General features: G+C 60.5%; 19 protein-coding genes and 1 pseudogene. 14 read left to right on the top strand and 6 right to left on the bottom strand.

Going from position 1 to position 19,577, the window contains the following annotated elements:
* Nucleotides 1-95: 95 nt before the first annotated feature.
* Nucleotides 96-2,240: an ATP-dependent DNA helicase DinG gene (gene dinG / locus ACZZ0A_RS02860; protein WP_007918588.1), complete on the bottom strand. Its 2,145-nt coding sequence runs from the start codon at nt 2,238-2,240 to the stop codon at nt 96-98.
* A gap of 99 nt (nt 2,241-2,339) precedes the next feature.
* On the opposite strand from dinG, the gene ACZZ0A_RS02855 reads away from it, so the two are divergent.
* On the top strand, nt 2,340-2,804 hold the full coding sequence (locus tag ACZZ0A_RS02855; RefSeq protein ID WP_007918589.1) for a CopD family protein: 465 nt from the start codon (nt 2,340-2,342) through the stop codon (nt 2,802-2,804).
* A gap of 207 nt (nt 2,805-3,011) precedes the next feature.
* Here the strand turns inward: ACZZ0A_RS02855 and ACZZ0A_RS02850 are convergent, their stop codons facing one another.
* The 4 genes from ACZZ0A_RS02850 to ACZZ0A_RS02835 form a co-directional block, all read right to left on the bottom strand.
* Nucleotides 3,012-3,770, bottom strand: a complete 759-nt coding sequence (locus ACZZ0A_RS02850; protein WP_007918591.1) for a hypothetical protein — start codon at nt 3,768-3,770, stop codon at nt 3,012-3,014.
* Entirely contained in the window at nt 3,763-4,044 is a 282-nt protein-coding gene (locus ACZZ0A_RS02845) for a DUF1145 domain-containing protein (RefSeq protein WP_038358130.1), read from the bottom strand. The genes ACZZ0A_RS02850 and ACZZ0A_RS02845 overlap by 8 nt, the downstream gene beginning before the upstream one ends.
* 163 nt (nt 4,045-4,207) lie before the next feature.
* On the bottom strand, nt 4,208-4,930 hold the full coding sequence (locus ACZZ0A_RS02840) for a PA1041 family peptidoglycan-binding anchor lipoprotein (protein WP_007918595.1): 723 nt from the start codon (nt 4,928-4,930) through the stop codon (nt 4,208-4,210).
* 91 nt (nt 4,931-5,021) lie between these two features.
* Entirely contained in the window at nt 5,022-5,717 is a 696-nt protein-coding gene (locus ACZZ0A_RS02835) for a PA1041 family peptidoglycan-binding anchor lipoprotein (RefSeq protein WP_007918596.1), read from the bottom strand.
* A gap of 199 nt (nt 5,718-5,916) precedes the next feature.
* On the opposite strand from ACZZ0A_RS02835, the gene ACZZ0A_RS02830 reads away from it, so the two are divergent.
* The 4 genes from ACZZ0A_RS02830 (at nt 5,917) to ACZZ0A_RS02815 (ending at nt 7,715) form a co-directional block, all read left to right on the top strand.
* Complete coding sequence (locus ACZZ0A_RS02830) at nt 5,917-6,414, top strand: DUF6231 family protein (protein ID WP_095113856.1); 498 nt, start codon at nt 5,917-5,919, stop codon at nt 6,412-6,414.
* 4 nt (nt 6,415-6,418) lie between these two features.
* A complete protein-coding gene (locus ACZZ0A_RS02825; RefSeq protein WP_007918599.1) occupies nt 6,419-6,895 on the top strand; it encodes a YchJ family protein in 477 nt (158 codons plus the stop codon).
* A gap of 122 nt (nt 6,896-7,017) precedes the next feature.
* On the top strand, nt 7,018-7,512 hold the full coding sequence (locus ACZZ0A_RS02820) for an LEA/WHy family protein (RefSeq protein ID WP_095113857.1): 495 nt from the start codon (nt 7,018-7,020) through the stop codon (nt 7,510-7,512).
* Nucleotides 7,509-7,715, top strand: coding sequence for an SEC-C metal-binding domain-containing protein (locus ACZZ0A_RS02815; RefSeq protein WP_007918601.1), 207 nt, complete (start codon nt 7,509-7,511; stop codon nt 7,713-7,715). Before ACZZ0A_RS02820 ends, ACZZ0A_RS02815 begins: the two co-directional genes overlap by 4 nt.
* Nucleotides 7,716-7,863: 148 nt before the next feature.
* Here ACZZ0A_RS02815 and ACZZ0A_RS02810 read toward each other — a convergent pair whose 3' ends face one another.
* Nucleotides 7,864-8,421: a cysteine hydrolase family protein gene (locus ACZZ0A_RS02810; protein WP_463542486.1), complete on the bottom strand. Its 558-nt coding sequence runs from the start codon at nt 8,419-8,421 to the stop codon at nt 7,864-7,866.
* A 146-nt stretch (nt 8,422-8,567) separates the two neighbouring features.
* Between ACZZ0A_RS02810 and ACZZ0A_RS02805 the strand changes: the two genes are divergently transcribed.
* The 9 genes and pseudogenes from ACZZ0A_RS02805 to ACZZ0A_RS02765 all read left to right on the top strand — a co-directional run bounded on the left by ACZZ0A_RS02805 (nt 8,568) and on the right by ACZZ0A_RS02765 (nt 19,527).
* Entirely contained in the window at nt 8,568-9,212 is a 645-nt protein-coding gene (locus tag ACZZ0A_RS02805; protein ID WP_007918604.1) for a glutathione binding-like protein, read from the top strand.
* Between the two features lie 225 nt (nt 9,213-9,437).
* Entirely contained in the window at nt 9,438-11,888 is a 2,451-nt protein-coding gene (locus tag ACZZ0A_RS02800) for a penicillin acylase family protein (RefSeq protein ID WP_414916522.1), read from the top strand.
* 411 nt (nt 11,889-12,299) lie between these two features.
* Entirely contained in the window at nt 12,300-13,334 is a 1,035-nt protein-coding gene (locus tag ACZZ0A_RS02795) for a ligase-associated DNA damage response exonuclease (RefSeq protein ID WP_007918606.1), read from the top strand.
* Nucleotides 13,331-15,018: pseudogene (locus ACZZ0A_RS02790) on the top strand (ATP-dependent DNA ligase). The gene ACZZ0A_RS02795 and the pseudogene ACZZ0A_RS02790 overlap by 4 nt, the downstream one beginning before the upstream one ends.
* A 325-nt stretch (nt 15,019-15,343) precedes the next feature.
* A complete protein-coding gene (locus ACZZ0A_RS02785) occupies nt 15,344-16,126 on the top strand; it encodes a transporter substrate-binding domain-containing protein (protein ID WP_007918608.1) in 783 nt (260 codons plus the stop codon).
* A gap of 56 nt (nt 16,127-16,182) precedes the next feature.
* Entirely contained in the window at nt 16,183-16,911 is a 729-nt protein-coding gene (locus tag ACZZ0A_RS02780) for an ABC transporter permease (RefSeq protein ID WP_007918609.1), read from the top strand.
* Nucleotides 16,908-17,618, top strand: coding sequence for an ABC transporter permease (locus tag ACZZ0A_RS02775; protein ID WP_007918610.1), 711 nt, complete (start codon nt 16,908-16,910; stop codon nt 17,616-17,618). The genes ACZZ0A_RS02780 and ACZZ0A_RS02775 overlap by 4 nt, the downstream gene beginning before the upstream one ends.
* Before the next feature lie 12 nt (nt 17,619-17,630).
* A complete protein-coding gene (locus tag ACZZ0A_RS02770; RefSeq protein ID WP_095113861.1) occupies nt 17,631-18,749 on the top strand; it encodes a succinylglutamate desuccinylase/aspartoacylase family protein in 1,119 nt (372 codons plus the stop codon).
* 13 nt (nt 18,750-18,762) lie between these two features.
* Nucleotides 18,763-19,527: an ABC transporter ATP-binding protein gene (locus tag ACZZ0A_RS02765; protein WP_007918612.1), complete on the top strand. Its 765-nt coding sequence runs from the start codon at nt 18,763-18,765 to the stop codon at nt 19,525-19,527.
* The last annotated feature ends 50 nt before the right edge of the window (nt 19,528-19,577 follow it).

Here is a 19,577-nt window from a genome sequence, read left to right as displayed (position 1 = left end):
AAGAACGGAGTTCTCCCTAACGACCAACAATGGCCAATGGAAAAGCGATAGCAGAGAGATAGACAACACGGCGGGCAAAACTGCCCACCGTTGTCTCAGGATATTTCACGACGGAAAGGAGGCAACGCATTGAGGATCGCCTTGCCATAGCGCTGAGTGACCAGGCGCCGATCAAGCAAGGTGATGGTGCCGCGGTCTTCTTCGGTACGCAGCAGACGCCCGCAAGCCTGAACCAGCTTCAGCGAAGCATCGGGCACGGAGATTTCCATGAACGGATTGCCGCCACGGGCTTCGATCCATTCCGACAGCGCCGCTTCGACCGGATCATCCGGCACCGAGAACGGGATCTTGGCGATCACCACGTGCTCGCAGTAGGCACCCGGCAAGTCGACACCTTCGGCAAAACTGGCGAGACCGAACAGCACGCTGGAATCACCGCCATCGACCCGCGCCTTGTGCTTGTTCAGGGTTTCCTGTTTCGACAGGTTGCCTTGAATGAACACTTGCTTGCGCCAGTCGCGGTCGAGGCCGTCGAACACGTCCTGCATCTGTTTGCGCGAGGAAAACAGCACCAGGGTGCCGCGCGAACCTTCGACCAGATCGGGTAACTCACGAATGATCGCTGCCGTGTGGGCCGCCGCATCGCGCGGGTCGGCCTTCAGATCCGGCACGCGCAACACACCGGCGTCGGCGTGATGGAACGGGCTCGGCACCACGGCGGTAACGGCTTTTTTCGGCAGGCCGGCGCGCATGCGGAAGCGGTCGAAGGTACCCAGAGCGGTCAGCGTTGCCGAAGTCACCAGACAGCCGTAGGCCACGTTCCACAAGCTACGACGCAAGGTTTCCGCCGCCAGAATCGGGCTGGCGTTGACCTCGATGTCGAATAGCGAACCGCTTTCGGCCAACGTCAGCCAGCGCGCCATCGGCGGGCTGTCTTCCGGATCTTCGGCGGTAAAGGCTGTCCACAACTCCCAGTTGCCCGAAGCACGGGACAACAGGCTGCCGAACAGCGGGTACCACTCTTCGGCCTGATTGCTGGCGATGCCGATGTTGACCTCGCCGTCCATGCCTTCCTTGAGCAGGTCGGTGAGGCGCGTGAACAGATCGTTGAGACGGGCAAAGCCTTTCTTCAGCTCGATGCCCATTTCGCGCATGTGCTCGGGAATCACCCCGGCGACGAAACGATGGCGTGGACGCTCACGGCCCTCGACGTCTTCGCCCGGTTTGAAATCGGCGACCTGCTCGCAGGCGCTGAACATGAACTGCTGCTGGGCCTTGATCTCCCGCGCCAGCTCCGGCACTTGCTCGATCAATTTGCCGAGGTCGCCCGGCAGCGGGTGCTGGGCCAGCAATTTGGTCAGGTTCTTCGCGGTGGTTTCCAGCCAGTCGGCGGTGGAACGCAGGCGTGTGTAGTGGGCGAAGTGACCGATCGCCTTGTCCGGCAGGTGGTGACCTTCGTCGAACACGTAAATGGTGTCGCGCGGATCCGGCAGTACCGCGCCACCGCCCAGCGCCAGGTCAGCCAGGACCATGTCGTGGTTGGTGACGATGACGTCGACCTTGCCCATGCCTTCGCGGGCCTTGTAGAAGGCGCACTGGCCGAAGTTCGGGCAATGCCGGTTGGTGCACTGGCTGTGATCGGTGGTCAGGCGCGCCCAATCGGCGTCTTCCAGCGCATTCGGCCAGCTGTCACGGTCGCCGTCCCACTTATTGCCGGCGAGTTTCTCGATCATGCTGGTGAACAGCTTCTGACTGGCCTCATCGACCTCGATCTTGAAGCCTTCTTCTTCGAACAGCTGGGCAGTGGCGGTTTGCGCGTGGCCTTCCTGCAACAGCATGTCGAGCTTGGACAGGCACATGTAGCGGCCACGGCCCTTGGCCAGCGCAAAGCTGAAATTCAGCCCGCTGTTGCGCATCAGGTCGGGCAAGTCCTTGTAGACGATCTGCTCTTGCAGGGCGACGGTCGCGGTGGCGATCACCAGGCGCTTGCCGGCCAGTTTCGCGGTGGGGATCGCGGCCAGGCTGTAAGCGACTGTCTTGCCAGTACCGGTGCCGGCTTCCACCGCAACAATCGCGGGGTCGCCACTGCGCCGGCCTTCGTCGTCGGTGTCGATATCCCCGAGGACTTTGGCGATTTCAGCGATCATCAGGCGCTGACCGTAACGCGGCTTGAGGCTCTTGGCCTCTAGAAAACGCGAGTAGGCGCCCTGGATCGTGGTTTTGAGTTCAGTGCTGATCATTGAGTGTCGGGCGCAAAAAACGCTGGATAAATTTTCAGTGGTTTGGATCGGCGGCTATCATACCCCGCGAATCGATCCTGCGCAGAACGGAGTAACCCAATGACACTTTTTAGCCTCGTCTACCCGCTGCATGTCTTGTCCGCCCTGGTCTGGGTCGGCGGCATGTTTTTCGCCTGGATGGTCCTGCGCCCGGCGGCTGTGAAGGCCCTCGACGGCCCAGCCCGCCTGACCTTGTGGGTGGAAGTGTTTCAGGGTTTTTTTCGTTGGGTCTGGGTTGCGGTGATCCTGTTGCCGATCAGCGGTGTGGGCATGTTGCATTTGCAGCAGGTCGGCTTTGAGACCGCGCCGAAATATGTGCAGGTGATGATGGGCTTGTATGTGGTGATGACGGCGCTGTTTATCCGCATTCAGGGGCTGATGCTGCCGGAGTTGCGTACGGCGGTGGACGCGAAAGACTGGCCGGCGGGTGCGGCAGTGCTGGGGCGGATTCGCCGAGTGGTGGGGCTCAATCTGATTGTCGGGTTGGTGTTGGTGGCGATTGCGGCGGCAAGACCGATGATCTGAAAATCAAAAGCCCCTCACCCTAGCCCTCTCCCGGAGGGAGAGGGGACTGAATGGGGGATATTGAAGAGTTACGCCGACCTGAAGGATTAGCTTTGAATCCATAATCGACACGGTTTTTCAGGTCGATGGATAGCCTGAGTCACCTCGGTCGGCCCCCTCTCCTCCGGGAGAGGGCTGGGCGGGCGGCGTTCCGATGAGGGTCTGCCTTTAAAGGCGTTGCACAGTCACAGCCCCCGCCGCCCCCACTGGCCCAGGCTGTCCATCCGCCCCGGCCTTGCCGTTCTTGCCGCCATCGGCGCGATACACCAGGCAGCCCTTGGACTTGCCACCCTTCCCTGCTTTGCCGCCAACGCCTGCCGGACCGCCAGCACCGCCCGCGACATTGACCTTGATCAGCTCGGCTGGAAACTCGCGCGGCACTTCAAGGCGCACCAGCGCTCCCGGTGCACCCGGTTGGCCGTCGCTGCCGTTACTGCCATCAAAACCGTGCCCGGCCGAACCGTAGGTGCAGCCCGGGTCTTCGCCATTACCGCCATCGAGGCCGACAAACCCCGGCGCACCGGTGCCGCCACGGGCATCGACCAACAGTTGCGGCGCGTTCAAAGCTTTGAATTGCAGATTCAGATTGCGCCCGGCACGGGCGGCTTTCTCATAAGTCCCCGGTGCACCCCGTGCAGTAATCCGGCTGCCATCGCTCAGCTCTGCACGAGCTACCTTCATCTCCAAAGCGTTCTCGCTCGGAACGATCGCGATACGGGCTTCATGGCCAAGACGTAACTCGCCCACGGTCAGTTCGGTCACGTTGGCAGGAATCAGCAACGTGCCGTAATCGGCCACTTCGAGTTTTTCCAGCTGCAACGTGCTGGCGGTGTTGGGCAAACGCATCAGCGAGTTGGTTTCAACGCTGACCACCTGGGCACAGGCCAATGGGCTGATAAATGCAGCGAGCAGGCAAAGTTTACGCATGGGAAGAAGCCTCCGGAGCGGCCGGGGCCGGGATGGATTGCAAGTGGAATACGCCGAACAGCAGGATGCGGCCACGGTCACGCCAAGGGTGCGGACGGCCTTTGAGGCTGCGATTGCACAGCAGCACTTCGAGTAGATGAATCAGCAACAGCAGGCCGCCGGCCAGATTGACCAGCAGATGCAGCGGATGTACGAACGGCACCAACTGATTGGCCAGCACCACGCAGCAGAACAGCAGGGTCAACAACCGCCCCAGCCCCCAGAACACTTTCATACGCTCCCCCGTGTTGCGAATTATTCTTTGGGCGCACAGTAACGGCTTCTGCGGGGGATAAGCCAGAGGCACAAATGAAAAAACTTCGCCGCGCCGCCAAATGGCTGCCGGAACGACTTTGATAATCGTCCGGCAGCTCTAGCCTGCGCCCTACAGAGGCGTCCTAGCGATTGATATGCAACTCCACGCGACGGTTCTGCGCGCGCCCTTCATCGGTTGCGTTATCGGCCACCGGTTCACTTTCTCCGCGCCCTTCGCTGGTGAGCTTGTTCGGCGCCAGCCCCTGACTCAGCAGATACGCCGCGACACTACTCGCCCGCCGTTCCGACAAGGCCTGGTTGTAGGCATCCGAACCTTTGCTGTCGGTGTGGCCAATGACCTTGATGCTGACCACGTCGGCATTGCGCAGCTTGTCCATCAGCGTATCGAGCTGGGCTTTCGCCGCCGGGGTCAGGTCGGATTTGTCGAAATCGAACAGCACGTTGCCGGCATCGCTGAGGGTGATGACTTCAGTTTGCGGCGCAGGCTCCGGCACTTTTTCCGTGACCGGGTATTGCGGTAGCGGGCAACCACGGTGATCGACCGGGGTATTTTCCGGGGTGTCCGGGCAACGGTCGCGGCGGTCGAACACGCCGTCGCCGTCTTCATCGCCGTCCTGGGCATAACAGATCAGTCCGCCGGTAAGAATCCCCAGCGCTGCGCCGCCACCGGCCCAGCCGCCACTTTCAATGGCGCCGAGACCGCCACCGACCAGCCCGCCGATAAGGCTGCAGATCGGCCACGTACGTTGATTGAGGGGTGCAGTGCCATCGCTGTGGGTGGCGCAACCGGTAAGCAAGCTGCCAAGCAGTAGCACCGGCAAGACGGACCTTGAGAAAACAGTCATTGTGAAAGCTCCTGTGTCACCGGCCCATACCGGTTACACAGGAGTAAAGACCCGCATCCGCGACTGCACAAGCCGCGGATGCGAGAGGGGCTTAACGCTGGATTTTGATTTCGGTACGACGGTTTTGCGCGCGACCGTCAGCGGTTTTGTTGTCGGCCACTGGCTGGCTTTCACCCAGACCGGACACCGAAACGAAGCTGGCGCGTGGCACACCTTGCTGGATCAGGTAGTCCACCACCGAATGCGCACGACGATCCGACAGTTTTTTGTTGTAGGCATCGCTGCCCACGCTGTCGGTATGACCGGTCACGGTCAGTTGCGCCGTCGAGGATTCCTGTTTCAGGCGGGTGGCGACCTTGTCGAGCACTTGCTTGTCAGGGCCGGTCAGCGTCGCTTTGTCGAACTGGAAGTGCACATCACGGATGACAATGGTTTCTTCCTTGACCACTACCGCTTCTTCAACCACCGGCGCAGGGGCTGGTGGAGGGCAACCGTCAGCGTCGACCTGTACGCCTTTAGGCGTGCCCGGGCACTTGTCGCGACTGTCCGGCACACCATCGCCGTCTTCGTCGCCATCACCGTGAACCCAGCAATAGGCCGCTGCCGTGCCGCCGACCAGCAACGCACCGTAGCCGGCCCACGCCGAACTTTCGGTCGCGCCGAGACCGGCACCGACAACACCACCGACCGCCGCACAGGTCGGCCAGTCGGTTTTCTGTAAACCTGCGCAACCAGTCAACACACTGGTTAGCAGAATCAAAGGTAATGCTGTCCGAACTATGCTCATCTGGTTTTCTCCTGAGGGATCGGCTTAAAACCGATTCAGGGAGTAAAGACCGGAGTTTTAATCTCCGCCAGCAATAGGCCACCGCTGTTTGCGAGCCTGTTCACAGGACTTCGGCACATTTGCCGCAAACGGGCGGAACAGGGCTCTTTGCCCGCACCGTCAGGCAGGCTAGTCTTGGCGGTCTGATTGAGGAGCTTTGATGAACGTCGCCATTTCTTCCCGCACGCCGCAACAGGCGCTGGCCGCTTTGCTGGATCGCTACGCCCCGGCGCGTCTGCTGCTGATCGGCGCCAGTGAGTTTCCGGCCTTGAGCGCTTTTAAACAGGCGCATCCAGACACCACCGTGGCCCATGCCGCGCCGGGCCCATTGCCTGCTGAACTGGCGGCGCAGCGTTTCGACCTGGCGCTGGTGGTCGATTGTCTGGAACATTTGCCCAAACGCGATGGCCTGAACCTGTTGGGCGGGATTCGCAATCTCAACGCCAGCCGCATCGCCGTGCTGGCAGACCTGTCAGCCAGCGGCTGGCAGGAAACCGACTTCTATTCGCTGGCGCTGCAAGCCAGTGAACGTTTTCAACGCGACGATCAAGTGCTGACACTGTTCACCTATGATCTGCTTGACTACAAACAAGTCCCCGACTGGCTCAACTCACGGTTCTGGGCCAATCCGGAAAACTTCGGGAAATACTGGTGGTAATGCAATGAGTACAGCCATTTGCCCGTGCGGCAGCGGCAATCTGCTGGAGGCCTGCTGCGGCCACTATCACGACGGCCACCCGGCGCCGTGCGCCGAAGCGCTGATGCGTTCGCGCTACAGCGCCTATGTGCTGGGTTTGATCGATTATCTGGTGGCGACCACCCTGCCTGCTCAGCAAGCGGGACTGGATCGCCAGTCGATCAGTAACTGGAGCGCGCAGAGCACCTGGCTTGGCCTTGAGGTCGAGAGTTCGGAAGTGCTCGGCGGTCAGCCAGAACACGCCTTCGTCACTTTCACCGCGCGCTGGCACGATGATCAGGGTGAGCACAGCCACCGCGAGCGCTCCTCGTTCGTGCAGAACGCCGGGCGCTGGTACTTCATTGATCCGACGGTGCAGTTGAAGCTGGGGCGCAATGACAGTTGCCCCTGCGCCAGCGGGCAGAAGTTCAAGAAGTGCTGTGCGGGGTATTTCGGCGCTTGAGGTTGAAGATCAAAAGATCGCAGCCTGCGGCAGCTCCTACACAGGATTTGCGTTTCCCCTGTAGGAGCTGCCGCAGGCTGCGATCTTTTAGCGTCTAGACTGGCACCAAAGGGAGTTAAACCATGCTCGGTCGTCGGCGCACCTGCCAATGCTTCATTCTGATGCTGATGCTCAATCTCGGCGGTTGCGCGTCGTGGTTCAGCGATGACAGCGTCGATCCCGCCGTGCATCTGGTCAAAGTCGAAGTGGTGCGCGCCAAACTGCTCGAACAGAAATTCATCCTGCACTTTCGCATCGACAACCCCAACGACAGCGACCTGACCGTGCGCGGCCTGGACTACCGCATTCATCTGGCCGATATGCTGCTGGCCGAAGGCGAGCATGAACACTGGTTTACGGTCGGGCCGAAACGCAGTGCCTACTTCAAGGTGCCGATCCGCACCAACCTGTGGCCGAAGGTAAAAGACGTGGTGAAAATGCTGAAAAATCCGAATCAGCAGATTCCCTATCGTTTGCAGGGTGAGATGGAAACCGGTTTATTCATCGCTCACTACGTGCACCTTGAGCGCAATGGCGTGATAATCCCCGCCGATTTAATTCCGGAGCAACACCGATGACTCAGCAACCTCATGTCCATGGCCCTGACTGCAACCACGATCATGATCATGACCATCACGATCATGACCACGGCCACGTTCACGGCCCGAACTGCGGCCACGCCCACCAGGAACCGGTGCGCAACGCCCTGAAAGACGTCGGTCGCAACGACCCTTGCCCATGCGGCAACGGCAAGAAATTCAAGAAGTGCCACGGCGCTTGATGCTCGGGGCGAAGACCCTCTTCGCCTGACAGACCGCTTTCGCGAGCAGGCTCGCTCCCACAGTCAATCGAGTTCCTTCAGTTGGAATACGGCCCACTGTGGCAGCGAGCCTGCTCGCGAAGGGGCCGGCACATACGACGAAATTTTTTCAGCCAGCCTTTAGAATCTGCGCAGCACTGACCACCGTCGCATACTCCCCGTGCAAATTCCCCAGCGACATCCCGTGCACCTCTTCAGCGGTACGCAGCGTGCCGAAATAGTCGGCCTTGTCGAAGGTGAAACAGGCATCCTCCGCGACCCACGCATCGAACCCCAGATTGCCCGCCGTGCGCGCCGTGGATTCCACGGAGTTGTTCGTCGCCACGCCAACAATGATCAACTGCCCGATCCCCGCCTCACGCAACCGCGCCTCTAACCCGCTAGCACAAAACGCATCGGGCACCTGTTTCTGAATCAGCCATTCACCGTCCTGCGGCAAAAACCGCTGCTGAAACTCCACCCCCTCCTGTTCCGGCCAAAATACCGAATCCGGCTCGCGCGACAAATGCTGCACATGCACCACCGGCCGACCGCTACGCCGCCAAAGCCCCAGCAGATCGCGGATTCGCTCCTCCGCCTGAGGATTATTCCTTCGCCCCAAACGCGGCTGCAGGATGCCTTTTTGCTGGTCGATGATGATCAGTGCAGCGTTGGCCTGAAGCTCCATGGCGATTTTTCTCACGCGGGGTCATTGAATTCTGCGCAGTTCAGCATCACCTCTTCCTACTAAGCAAGCTATCGAACGCACACGGGACGACCTGACGCCGGCGTTTGCTGTCCGCACACACGTCCATTTCTGCTTTGGAGTTTTCCATGATCGATCTGTATTACTGGACCACCCCCAACGGCCACAAGATCTCCCTGTTCCTTGAAGAAGCCGGCCTGCCGTACAACGTCCATCCGATCAATATCAGCCAGGGTGAGCAGTTCCAGCCGCACTTTCTGAAAATCGCGCCGAACAACCGCATTCCGGCCATCGTCGATCATGAACCGGCCGATGGTGGCGAGCCGCTGTCGCTGTTCGAATCCGGGGCGATTCTTTTGTATCTGGCGGAGAAAACCGGAAAGTTTCTGCCCAAAGACCTGCGCGGTCGGCAAACGGCGCTGCAATGGCTGTTCTGGCAGATGGGCGGACTGGGGCCGATGGCCGGACAGAATCACCATTTCAGCCAGTTCGCACCGGAAAAAATCCCCTATGCAATCAAGCGCTACATTGATGAGACGGCGCGGCTGTATGGCGTATTGAACAAACAACTGGCCGATAACGCATTCGTCGCCGGCAGCGAATACAGCATTGCCGACATGGCGATTTATCCGTGGATCGTCTCGCACAAATGGCAGAGTCAGAATCTCGAAGACTTCCCCCATGTGCAGCGCTGGTTCAACCACATCAAGGATCGCCCAGCGACAGTGAAGGCCTACGCGTTGGTGCAGAAAATCAATCCACCGAAGTCCTGAATCGCCGTGATTCTGATCGTTCCCACGCTCTGCGTGGGAATGCAGCCCGGGACGCTCCGCGTCCCTTCAAAGCCGAACTCGGAGCGTCCGTTGAGGCATTCCTTTGCTGCGCGCTGAAACGATCGTCGAGAACTGAAGAAATAACTCTGTCGCCCGCTTGCGCGGCACCCTCCTGCTCACTAACGTAGCGCCTTTACTGACGCTACCCCCCGCAGGAGCTTTGCCATGGCCTCGCCAGCCCTCACACATTTTCTTCCCCGGTTCGGCGTTGCCGCAGCAGTGGCCGGTGTTTTGGGCCTGTCCGGTTGCCAGACCTGGAACGCTCAGGACACCCTCCCGCCGACCTCCGGTGTGCAACCGCTCAAGGGCCTGGCGCAGAACGTGTCGGTACGCCGCAATGCCATGGGCATGCCGTTGATCGAAAGTAATACTTTCCACGACGCGCTGTTCAGCCTCGGCTATGTGCACGCCAGCGACCGCATCAACCAGATGGTCACCTTGCGCCTGCTCGCTCAGGGCCGTCTGGCGGAAATGTCCGGCGCGTCGATGCTCGACGCCGACCGCTACATGCGCGCGGTCAATCTGAAGAAAAGCGCCGGCGAGCTGTACAAAGCCTCGTCGCCACGCCTCAAGCGTTTCTTCGAAGTCTATGCGCGGGGTGTCAACGCCTACCTGTTCCGCTACGCCGACAAGTTGCCGGGCGATCTCGCCTCCAGCGGTTACAAGCCTGAATACTGGAAGCCGGAAGATTCGGCACTGATTTTCGCCCTGCTGAATTTCAGCCAGTCGGCCAACCTGCCGGAAGAAATTGAATCCTTGGTGCTCGCGCAAACCGTGACCAGCGACAAACTGGCCTGGCTGACGCCGTCCGCGCCGGACGAAAACCTGCCACTGGCCGAGGCCGACAAGCTGCAAGGCCTCAAGCTCAACGGGCAAATCCCCGGTCTGACCGAGCTGAGCAACGCCAGCCAGCAACTGTCGGCGCTGAACCTGCTGGGCACCACGTCTTCAAACAACTGGGCGATCGCCCCGCAACGCAGCCGCAGCGGCAAGAGCCTGCTGGCCAGCGACGCCCATGGGCCGCTGGCCGCGCCGTCGCTGTGGAGCTTCGTGCAGATCCGCGCGCCGAAATATCAGGCGGCGGGCGTCACCGTCGCCGGTTTGCCGCTGGTCCTCGGTGGCTTCAACGGCAAAGTGGCGTGGAGCACGACCAGCGTGCTCGGCGATAACCAGGATCTGTTCCTGGAAAAAATCCGTCGCCAGGGCAGCAGCCTGACCTACGAGGTCAACGGCAAATGGCAACCGCTGGGCGTGCGCAACGAAACCTACTTCGTCAAAGGCCAGCGGCCGATTCGCGAAGCGGTGTACGAAACCCGTCACGGCGCGTTGCTCAACAGCGCTCAAGCGGCGGCGCAAGGCAGCGGTTTCGGTCTGGCCTTGCAAACCCCGAGCTTCACTGACGATAAATCGCTGGACGCATTTTTTGACCTGACCCGCGCACAAACCGTCGAGCGCGCCTCGGATGCCAGCCGTGAAATCCGCGCCATCGCCCTGAATCTGGTGTTCGCCGATGCGAGCAACATTGGCTGGCAAGTCACCGGGCGTTTCCCCAATCGGCGTGAAGGCGAAGGTTTGCTGCCATCGCCGGGCTGGGAAGGTCGCTATGACTGGGACGGTTACGCCGACCCGATGCTGCACCCGTACGATCAGGACCCGGCACAAGGCTGGCTCGGCACCGCCAACCAGCGCGTGATTCCACACGGTTACGGCATGCAGTTGTCGAACTCCTGGGCGGCGCCGGAGCGTGGCGAGCGTCTGGCGGAGCTGGCCGGCAGCGGCAAGCACGACAGCCGTAGCGTGATCGCCATGCAATACGACCAGACCACCACCTTCGCCGCCAAGTTGAAGAAAGTCTTCGAAGCACCGGGCATGAAACAACCGCTGAAACAGGCGATTGACGCTCTGCCGGAAGCGGATCGCAGCAAGGCGCGTGAAGCGTTCACGCGGTTGATGGCGTTCGACGGCAAGCTCAGCCCGACCTCGGCGGATGCGGCGATCTATGAGTTGTTCCTGCAGGAAAGCATGAAGCAGATCTTCCTCGACGAACTCGGCCCGGAATCGAGCGCGGCGTGGAAAGCGTTTATTGCCAATGGTGATTTGTCCTACGCAGCGCAGGCCGATCATCTGTTGGGACGCGAAGACAGTCCGTTCTGGGATGACATTCGCACGCCGCAGAAAGAGGATAAAGCGCTGACTCTTGCCCGTAGCTTCGCGGCGGCGATCAGCGCTGGCGACAGTCAGTTGGGCGGCGATCACCGGGCCTGGCAGTGGGGCAAATTGCACAGCTATGCGTGGAAGAACAGCAATGGACAGATCGTGCGCGGGCCTCTGGCGGCGGGTGGCGATCACACCACGTTGAACACTTCGGCGTTCACCTGGGGTCAGGATTTCACCACCACCCGCGCGCCGTCGATGCGCTTCATCGTTGACTTCGGTCAGGCTGAGCCGCTGATGGGCCAGAACGGTACGGGACAATCGGGTAATCCGGTCAGCCCGAACTACCTCAATGGCATCGATGCGTGGCTGAAGGGCCAGTACATCGGCTTGCCGATGCAGCCGCAGAACTTTGATCGGGTCTATGGCAAAACTCGTTTGACCCTAACTCCCGGCAAATAAGCTGAACGGCAAAAGCCCCTCACCCTAACCCTCTCCCAAAGGGAGAGGGGACTGACTGGGGATGCTTGAGTCATACGCCGACCTGAACGTGCACTGCCGAATCCAGAATCAACTCGGTTCGTGCCTTGCCGAATCCGTAATCGACTCGGTCTTACAGGTCGATGTAGCTGGCCAGACACCTCGGTCAACCCCCTCTCCCTCCGGGAGAGGGCTGGGGTGAGGGGCTTTTGATCTGGTCCAGAATCTGTGCTCGACTCGGTTTTTTCAGGTCGATGTCAATCGCCAGACACCTCGGTCGGCCCCCTCTCCCTCTGGGAGAGGGCTGGGGTGAGGGTTGCTCTTCAAAGTCGATAGAACTTCCGGACACGCGCCAACCTCATAGCTAACAAGCCCCCCATTTCTGGTAACGACATGGACCTTGTTATCGCCCGCCCCGAAGGCCTTTATTGCCCTGCGGGAGATTTCTACATAGATCCGTGGCGCCCCGTCGAGCGCTCGGTCATTACCCATGCCCACGGCGATCACGCCCGTACCGGCAACCAGCATTACCTCGCCAGCAGCGCCAGCGAAGGGATTTTGCGCGCGCGTCTGGGGCAAGACATCAACCTGCAAACCCTCGCCTACGGCCAGCGCCTGACGCACCACGGTGTCACCTTGAGCTTTCATCCGGCCGGCCACGTGCTCGGTTCGGCCCAAGTGCGTCTGGAATACGGCGGCGAAGTCTGGGTCGCGTCCGGCGATTACAAGATCGAACCGGACGGCACCTGCGCCCCGTTCGAACCGGTGCGCTGCCACACCTTTATCACCGAATCGACCTTCGGCCTGCCGATCTACCGCTGGCAACCACAGGCGCAGGTGTTCAGCGAGATCAATCAGTGGTGGGCGGCGAATATTGCCGCCGGCAAGGCCAGCGTGTTGTTCTGTTACTCGTTCGGCAAGGCCCAGCGGATTCTCCACGGCATCGATGAATCCCTCGGCCCGATCCTCAGCCACGGTGCGGTCGAACCGCTGAATCGGGTCTACCGCGAGGCTGGTGTGTACCTGCCGCCGACGATCTACGCCGGCGACTTGAAAAAAAGCGATCCGATCATGCGCCAGGCCCTGGTCATCGCTCCGCCCTCGGCCGGAGGCAGCACCTGGATGCGTCGCTTCGGCGAGTTCAGCGACGCGTTCGCCAGCGGCTGGATGCGTTTGCGCGGCACCCGGCGGCGGCGCGGCGTCGATCGTGGTTTCGTGCTTTCCGATCACGCTGACTGGCCCGGCCTGCTCTGGGCCATTGAGCAAACCGGCGCAGAGCGGGTGATGGTCACCCACGGCTCGATCGGCGTGCTCGTGCGGCATCTGCGCGAACAGGGTCTGGATGCCCAGGGTTTCAATACCGAATACGGCGATGACGAAGAAGAAAACCTCGCCACCGAACCGACCATCGCCGAGATGCCAGCATGAGAGCATTCGCCGAGTTGTACGCCGAACTCGACGCGACCACGTCAAGCAACGCCAAACTGGCGGCAATGCAAACTTACTTCGCCCAGGCCGAACCGCATGACGCCGCGTGGGCGGTGTACTTCCTCTCCGGGGGCGGCCCCGGCAACTGGTGCCGGTCCGAATCCTGCGCGAACTCGCCGTCTCAGTCTCCGGCCTCGAGCCGTGGCTATTCGAGGAAAGCTATCAAGCGGTCGGCGACCTGGCGGAAACCATTTCTCTGGTACTCGCGGAAAACCTGCACAGCTCCGACGCCGGCCTCGCCGAATGGATCGAAGACAAACTTCTGCCGCTGCGCGGTGAAACTCCGGAATACCTCAGCCGACAACTGCCCGCCCTGTGGGCGCAACTGGATCGATCGAGCCTGATGCTGTGCATCAAATTGATCACCGGCAGTTTCCGCGTCGGCGTCTCGAAACTGCTGGTTACCCGCGCCTTGGCGTCGATGGCCGGGCTGGACAGCAAACGCGTGGCGCAGCGTCTGGTCGGCTACACCGACCTGTCCAATCGGCCGAGCGCCGCCAGCTACCTGAAACTGATCGCCCCGGAATCCAGCGATGAGCATGCCCAGCGCGGCGGCCAGCCCTACCCGTTTTTCCTCGCCCACGCCTTGTCGCAACCGGTGGAAGAATTCGAAGCGCTGATCGGCCCGGCCAGCGACTGGCAAATTGAATGGAAATGGGATGGCATCCGTGCACAAGTGGTCAAGCGTGAAGGCCGGCTGTGGATCTGGTCGCGGGGCGAGGAACTGGTGACCGAGCGTTTTCCCGAATTGGAAGTGCTGGTACACGGCTTGCCCGACGGCACGGTGATCGACGGCGAAATCGTCGTGTGGAAAAGCACGCATCCGCGTACTGAAGATGCTTTCGATCCGCAATCGACCGAACCTGCGGCGGTGCAACCCTTCGCCTTGCTGCAACAACGCATCGGCCGCAAAACCCTCGACAAGAAAATCCTCGAAGACGTGCCGGTGGTGGTGCTCGCTTACGACTTGCTTGAATGGCAGGACGAAGACTGGCGCAACCAGCCGCAGGCCAAACGTCGCGCGCAACTGGAAGACGTCATCGGCCGCTGTAACAGCCCGGTATTACTGCCCTCACCGGTGCTGACCGGCAGCGACTGGTTCGACCTCGCCCGCCAGCGCGAGTCATCGCGGCGCTTGGGTGTCGAGGGCATGATGCTCAAGGCGCGGGATTCGCTGTACGGCGTCGGCCGCACCAAGGACATGGGCGTGTGGTGGAAATGGAAGGTTGATCCGTTCAGTGTCGATGCCGTGTTGATTTACGCCCAGCGCGGTCATGGTCGGCGGGCCAGCCTGTACAGCGATTACACCTTTGCCGTGTGGGACGGCCCACCCGAGTCCAGCCAACGCGCGCTGGTGCCGTTTGCCAAAGCCTATTCGGGGCTGACCGATGAAGAAATGCGCCAGGTCGACAGCATTGTGCGCAAGACCACGGTGGAGAAATTTGGGCCGGTGAGTAGCGTGAAACCGAGTCTGGTGTTTGAGCTGGGCTTCGAAGGCATCGCCCTGTCGCGGCGGCACAAGAGCGGCATCGCGGTGCGTTTCCCGAGGATGTTGCGCTGGCGGCAGGATAAAACCGTGGAAGAAGCGGATAGCCTCGCGACCTTGCAAGATCTGTTGGCCTGACCCCAATCTCCCGGACATTGATCGTTCCCACGCTCCGCGTGGGAATGCAGCCTGGGACGCTCCGCGTCCCCCCAAAAGCCAAACGCGGAGCGTCCGTTGAGGCATTCCTTTGCTGCGCATGGGAACGATCAGCCACAAAACAGTGCATGCTTTCTGCAATGCCCATTTCCGGGCATTCAAACGCCCTCATCCCTCCGCGCCCAACCTTTTAAAACACTTGTTCGGGACTCTGGTTCGGAAATTGCTACTTTCTATAGGTCGTACGCGTTCCAGTAACAATAATTCTGCGCCACAAGCGCTCATATTGGTTCTTAGGGATTGAATAATGAAAAAAGCATTGCTGACCCTTTCTGCACTGGCGTTGTGCATGGCCGCTGGCTCCGCGCTGGCCAAGGAATACAAAGAGTTGCGCTTTGGCGTTGACCCTTCGTACGCACCGTTCGAGTCGAAAGCGGCCGACGGCAGCCTGGTGGGCTTCGACATCGATCTGGGCAACGCGATCTGCGCCGAACTGAAGGTCAAGTGCAAGTGGGTCGAAAGTGACTTCGACGGCATGATTCCGGGCCTCAAGGCCAACAAATTCGACGGTGTGATCTCGTCGATGACCGTGACCCCGGCCCGCGAAAAAGTCATCGACTTCTCCAGCGAGCTGTTCTCCGGCCCGACCGCTTATGTGTTCAAAAAAGGCTCCGGTATCACCGCAGACGTCGCATCCCTCAAGGGCAAAACCGTCGGCTACGAGCAGGGCACCATTCAAGAAGCCTACGCCAAAGCCGTGCTGGACAAGGCCGGCGTGAAAACCCAGGCCTATCAGAACCAGGATCAGGTGTATTCCGACCTGACCTCTGGCCGTCTCGACGCCGGTATCCAGGACATGCTGCAAGCCGAACTGGGCTTTTTGAAGTCGCCACAGGGCGCCGACTATGACGTCAGCAAGCCAGTCGACAGCGAATTGCTGCCAGCCAAAACCGCTGTCGGTATTAAGAAAGGTAACACTGAGCTGAAAGCGCTTTTAGATAAAGGTATCAAAGCGTTACACGATGACGGCAAATACGCCGAGATTCAAAAGAAACACTTTGGCGATCTGAATCTGTACAGCGGCAAATAATGCCCCGGCGCCCATCCTCGATGGGCGCCTTTTCCATCCGCTCAGGTTGCTGATTTATGTTCGAAAACCTCTTACAAAATCTGGGGCTCTCCGCCTTCAGCCTCAAGGGTTTTGGCCCGTTGCTGTTGGAAGGCACCTGGATGACCATCAAATTATCGGCGTTGTCGCTGTTGGTGGCCGTGTTGCTCGGCCTGCTTGGCGCCAGTGCCAAACTGTCAAAAGTCAAACTGGTGCGCCTGCCCGCGCAGCTCTACACCACGCTGATTCGCGGGGTGCCGGATCTGGTGCTGATGCTGCTGATCTTCTACAGCCTGCAGACCTGGCTGACGTCTCTGACCGATTATCTGGAATGGGAATACATCGAAATCGACCCATTCAGCGCCGGGGTGCTGACCCTCGGCTTCATCTATGGTGCGTATTTCACCGAAACCTTCCGTGGCGCGATCCTCGCTGTGCCACGCGGACAGGTTGAAGCGGCCACCGCGTATGGCCTCAAACGCGGCCAGCGCTTTCGCTTCGTGGTGTTTCCGCAAATGATGCGCTTCGCCCTGCCGGGTATCGGCAACAACTGGATGGTGATGCTCAAGGCCACCGCGCTGGTGTCGATCATTGGTCTGGCCGATCTGGTCAAAGCCGCGCAGGACGCCGGTAAAAGCACTTATCAACTGTTCTACTTCCTGGTTCTCGCCGCATTGATCTATCTGCTGATCACCAGTGCCTCGAATTTCATCCTGCGCTGGCTCGAACGTCGCTACGCCGCCGGTGCCCGGGAGGCCGTACGATGATCGAACTTTTGCAGGAATATTGGCGAGCCTTCCTTTATACCGATGGCCAGAACATTACCGGGCTGGCGATGACGATGTGGCTGCTCAGCGCCTCGATCTTCTTCGGTTTCCTGGTGTCGATTCCGCTGTCGATTGCACGGGTTTCGCCGCACTTCTACATTCGCTGGCCGGTGCAGTTTTACACCTACCTGTTCCGTGGCACGCCGTTGTATATCCAGTTGCTGATCTGCTACACCGGGATCTACAGCCTGGCCGCCGTGCGTGCGCAGCCGTTGCTCGACAGTTTCTTTCGCGATGCGATGAACTGCACGATCCTCGCCTTCGCCCTCAACACCTGCGCCTACACCACGGAGATTTTCGCCGGGGCGATCCGCAGCATGAACCACGGCGAGGTCGAAGCGGCCAAGGCTTACGGGCTGACCGGCTGGAAGCTGTATGCCTACGTGATCATGCCGTCGGCGCTGCGCCGTTCGTTGCCGTATTACAGCAACGAAGTGATCCTGATGCTGCACTCGACCACCGTGGCCTTCACCGCGACCATCCCCGACATCCTGAAAGTCGCCCGGGACGCCAACTCGGCGACCTTCCTGACTTTTCAGTCGTTCGGCATCGCCGCGCTGATCTACCTGACCATTACCTTTGCGCTGGTCGGCTTGTTCCGCCTTGCTGAACGCCGATGGCTGGCTTTCCTCGGGCCGACTCACTAGGACACCTTTGCAATGCGCCACCTGATTCATGACTTGCTGGCCCCGCTGCCGGGGACCGCACGACAGATCCACAGCTTCCACTTCGGCCCGGAACAGGCCAAGGGCAAGGTTTACATTCAGTCTTCGCTGCATGCCGACGAATTGCCGGGCATGCTCGTCGCCTGGCATCTCAAACAGCGTCTGGCCGAGCTGGAGGCCGCCGGCCGCCTGCGCAGCGAAATCGTGTTGGTGCCGGTGGCCAACCCGGTCGGCCTCGAACAAGTGCTGATGGACGTGCCGCTGGGCCGTTACGAACTGGAGAGCGGGCAGAACTTCAACCGCTGGTTCGTCGACCTCAGCGAGGAAATCGGCAACGCTATCGAGGGCAGGCTGAATGACGATGCACAGCACAACCTTGAACTGATCCGCAGCCATCTGCGCAATGCCCTCGCCCGCCAGACTGCCAGCACGCAACTGCAATCCCAGCGCCTGATCCTGCAACGGCTGGCCTGTGATGCGGATATGGTGCTCGACTTGCACTGCGACTTCGAATCGGTGGTTCACCTCTACACCACGCCCGAAGCGTGGCCGCAGGTCGAACCGCTGGCGCGCTATATCGAAGCCCAGGCGAGCCTGCTGGCCACTGACTCCGGCGGTCAGTCGTTCGACGAATGCTTCACGCTGCTGTGGTGGCAATTGAAAGAGCGCTTCGGCGAACACTTCGAGATTCCGCTGGGCAGTTTCTCCGTGACCGTCGAGTTGCGCGGCCAGGGTGACGTTACTCATCCGCTCGCCAGCCGCGACTGCCAGGCACTGATCGATTATCTGATCCAGTCCGATGCGATCGTCGGCGAGACCAAACCGCAACCACCGCTGCCGTTCCCCGCCACGCCGCTGGCCGGTGTGGAACCGGTGACCACCCCGGTCGGCGGCCTGCTGGTGTATACCGCCACGGCGGGGCAATACCTCGAAGCCGGGCAGCAGATCGCCGAAATCATCGACCCTATCCACGACCGGGTCACCCCCATTCATTGCACCAGCGCCGGCGTGATGTACGCCCGTTCGCTGCGACGCATGGCCACTGCCGGCATGGTCATCGCCCACGTCGCGGGCGCTGAAGCCTATCGCAGCGGCTACCTACTTTCGCCTTGAGGATGTCTGTCCCATGTACAAACTGACCGTTGAAGGCCTGCACAAAAGCTATGGCGACCATCAGGTGCTCAAAGGCGTTTCGCTCAAGGCCAAGACCGGCGACGTGATCAGCCTGATCGGTGCCAGCGGCTCGGGCAAAAGCACCTTTTTGCGCTGCATCAACTTTCTCGAACAACCCAACGACGGCGCCATGAGCCTCGATGGCCAAGCGATCCGCATGGTCACCGACCGCCACGGCATGCACGTCGCCGATGCCGATGAACTGCAACGTTTGCGCACGCGGCTGGCGATGGTGTTCCAGCATTTCAACCTGTGGAGCCACATGACCGTGCTGGAAAACATCACCATGGCCCCGCGCCGGGTGTTGGGTTGCAGCAAACAGGAAGCCGACGATCGTGCGCGGCGTTATCTGGACAAGGTTGGTTTGCCGGCGCGAGTGGCCGATCAATACCCGGCGTTTCTCTCCGGCGGCCAGCAACAGCGCGTAGCGATTGCCCGGGCGCTGGCGATGGAGCCTGAGGTGATGTTGTTCGATGAACCGACCTCGGCGCTCGATCCGGAATTGGTCGGTGAAGTGTTGAAGGTGATTCAAGGGCTGGCGGAAGAAGGCCGGACCATGATCATGGTGACCCATGAGATGAGCTTCGCTCGTAAGGTTTCCAGCCAGGTGTTGTTTCTGCATCAAGGTCTGGTGGAAGAAGAAGGCGCCCCCGAGGAAGTCCTCGGCAACCCGAAAAGCGAACGCCTCAAACAATTCCTCAGCGGAAACCTCAAGTAGCCCACGTTCCCCTGTAGGAGCTGCCGAAGGCTGCGATCTTTTGATCTTGA

It is taken from the genome of Pseudomonas sp. AC242 (assembly GCF_979258655.1).
The sequence above is the reverse complement of the archived record's forward strand: the minus strand, read 5'-3'. Positions and strand labels throughout refer to the sequence as shown.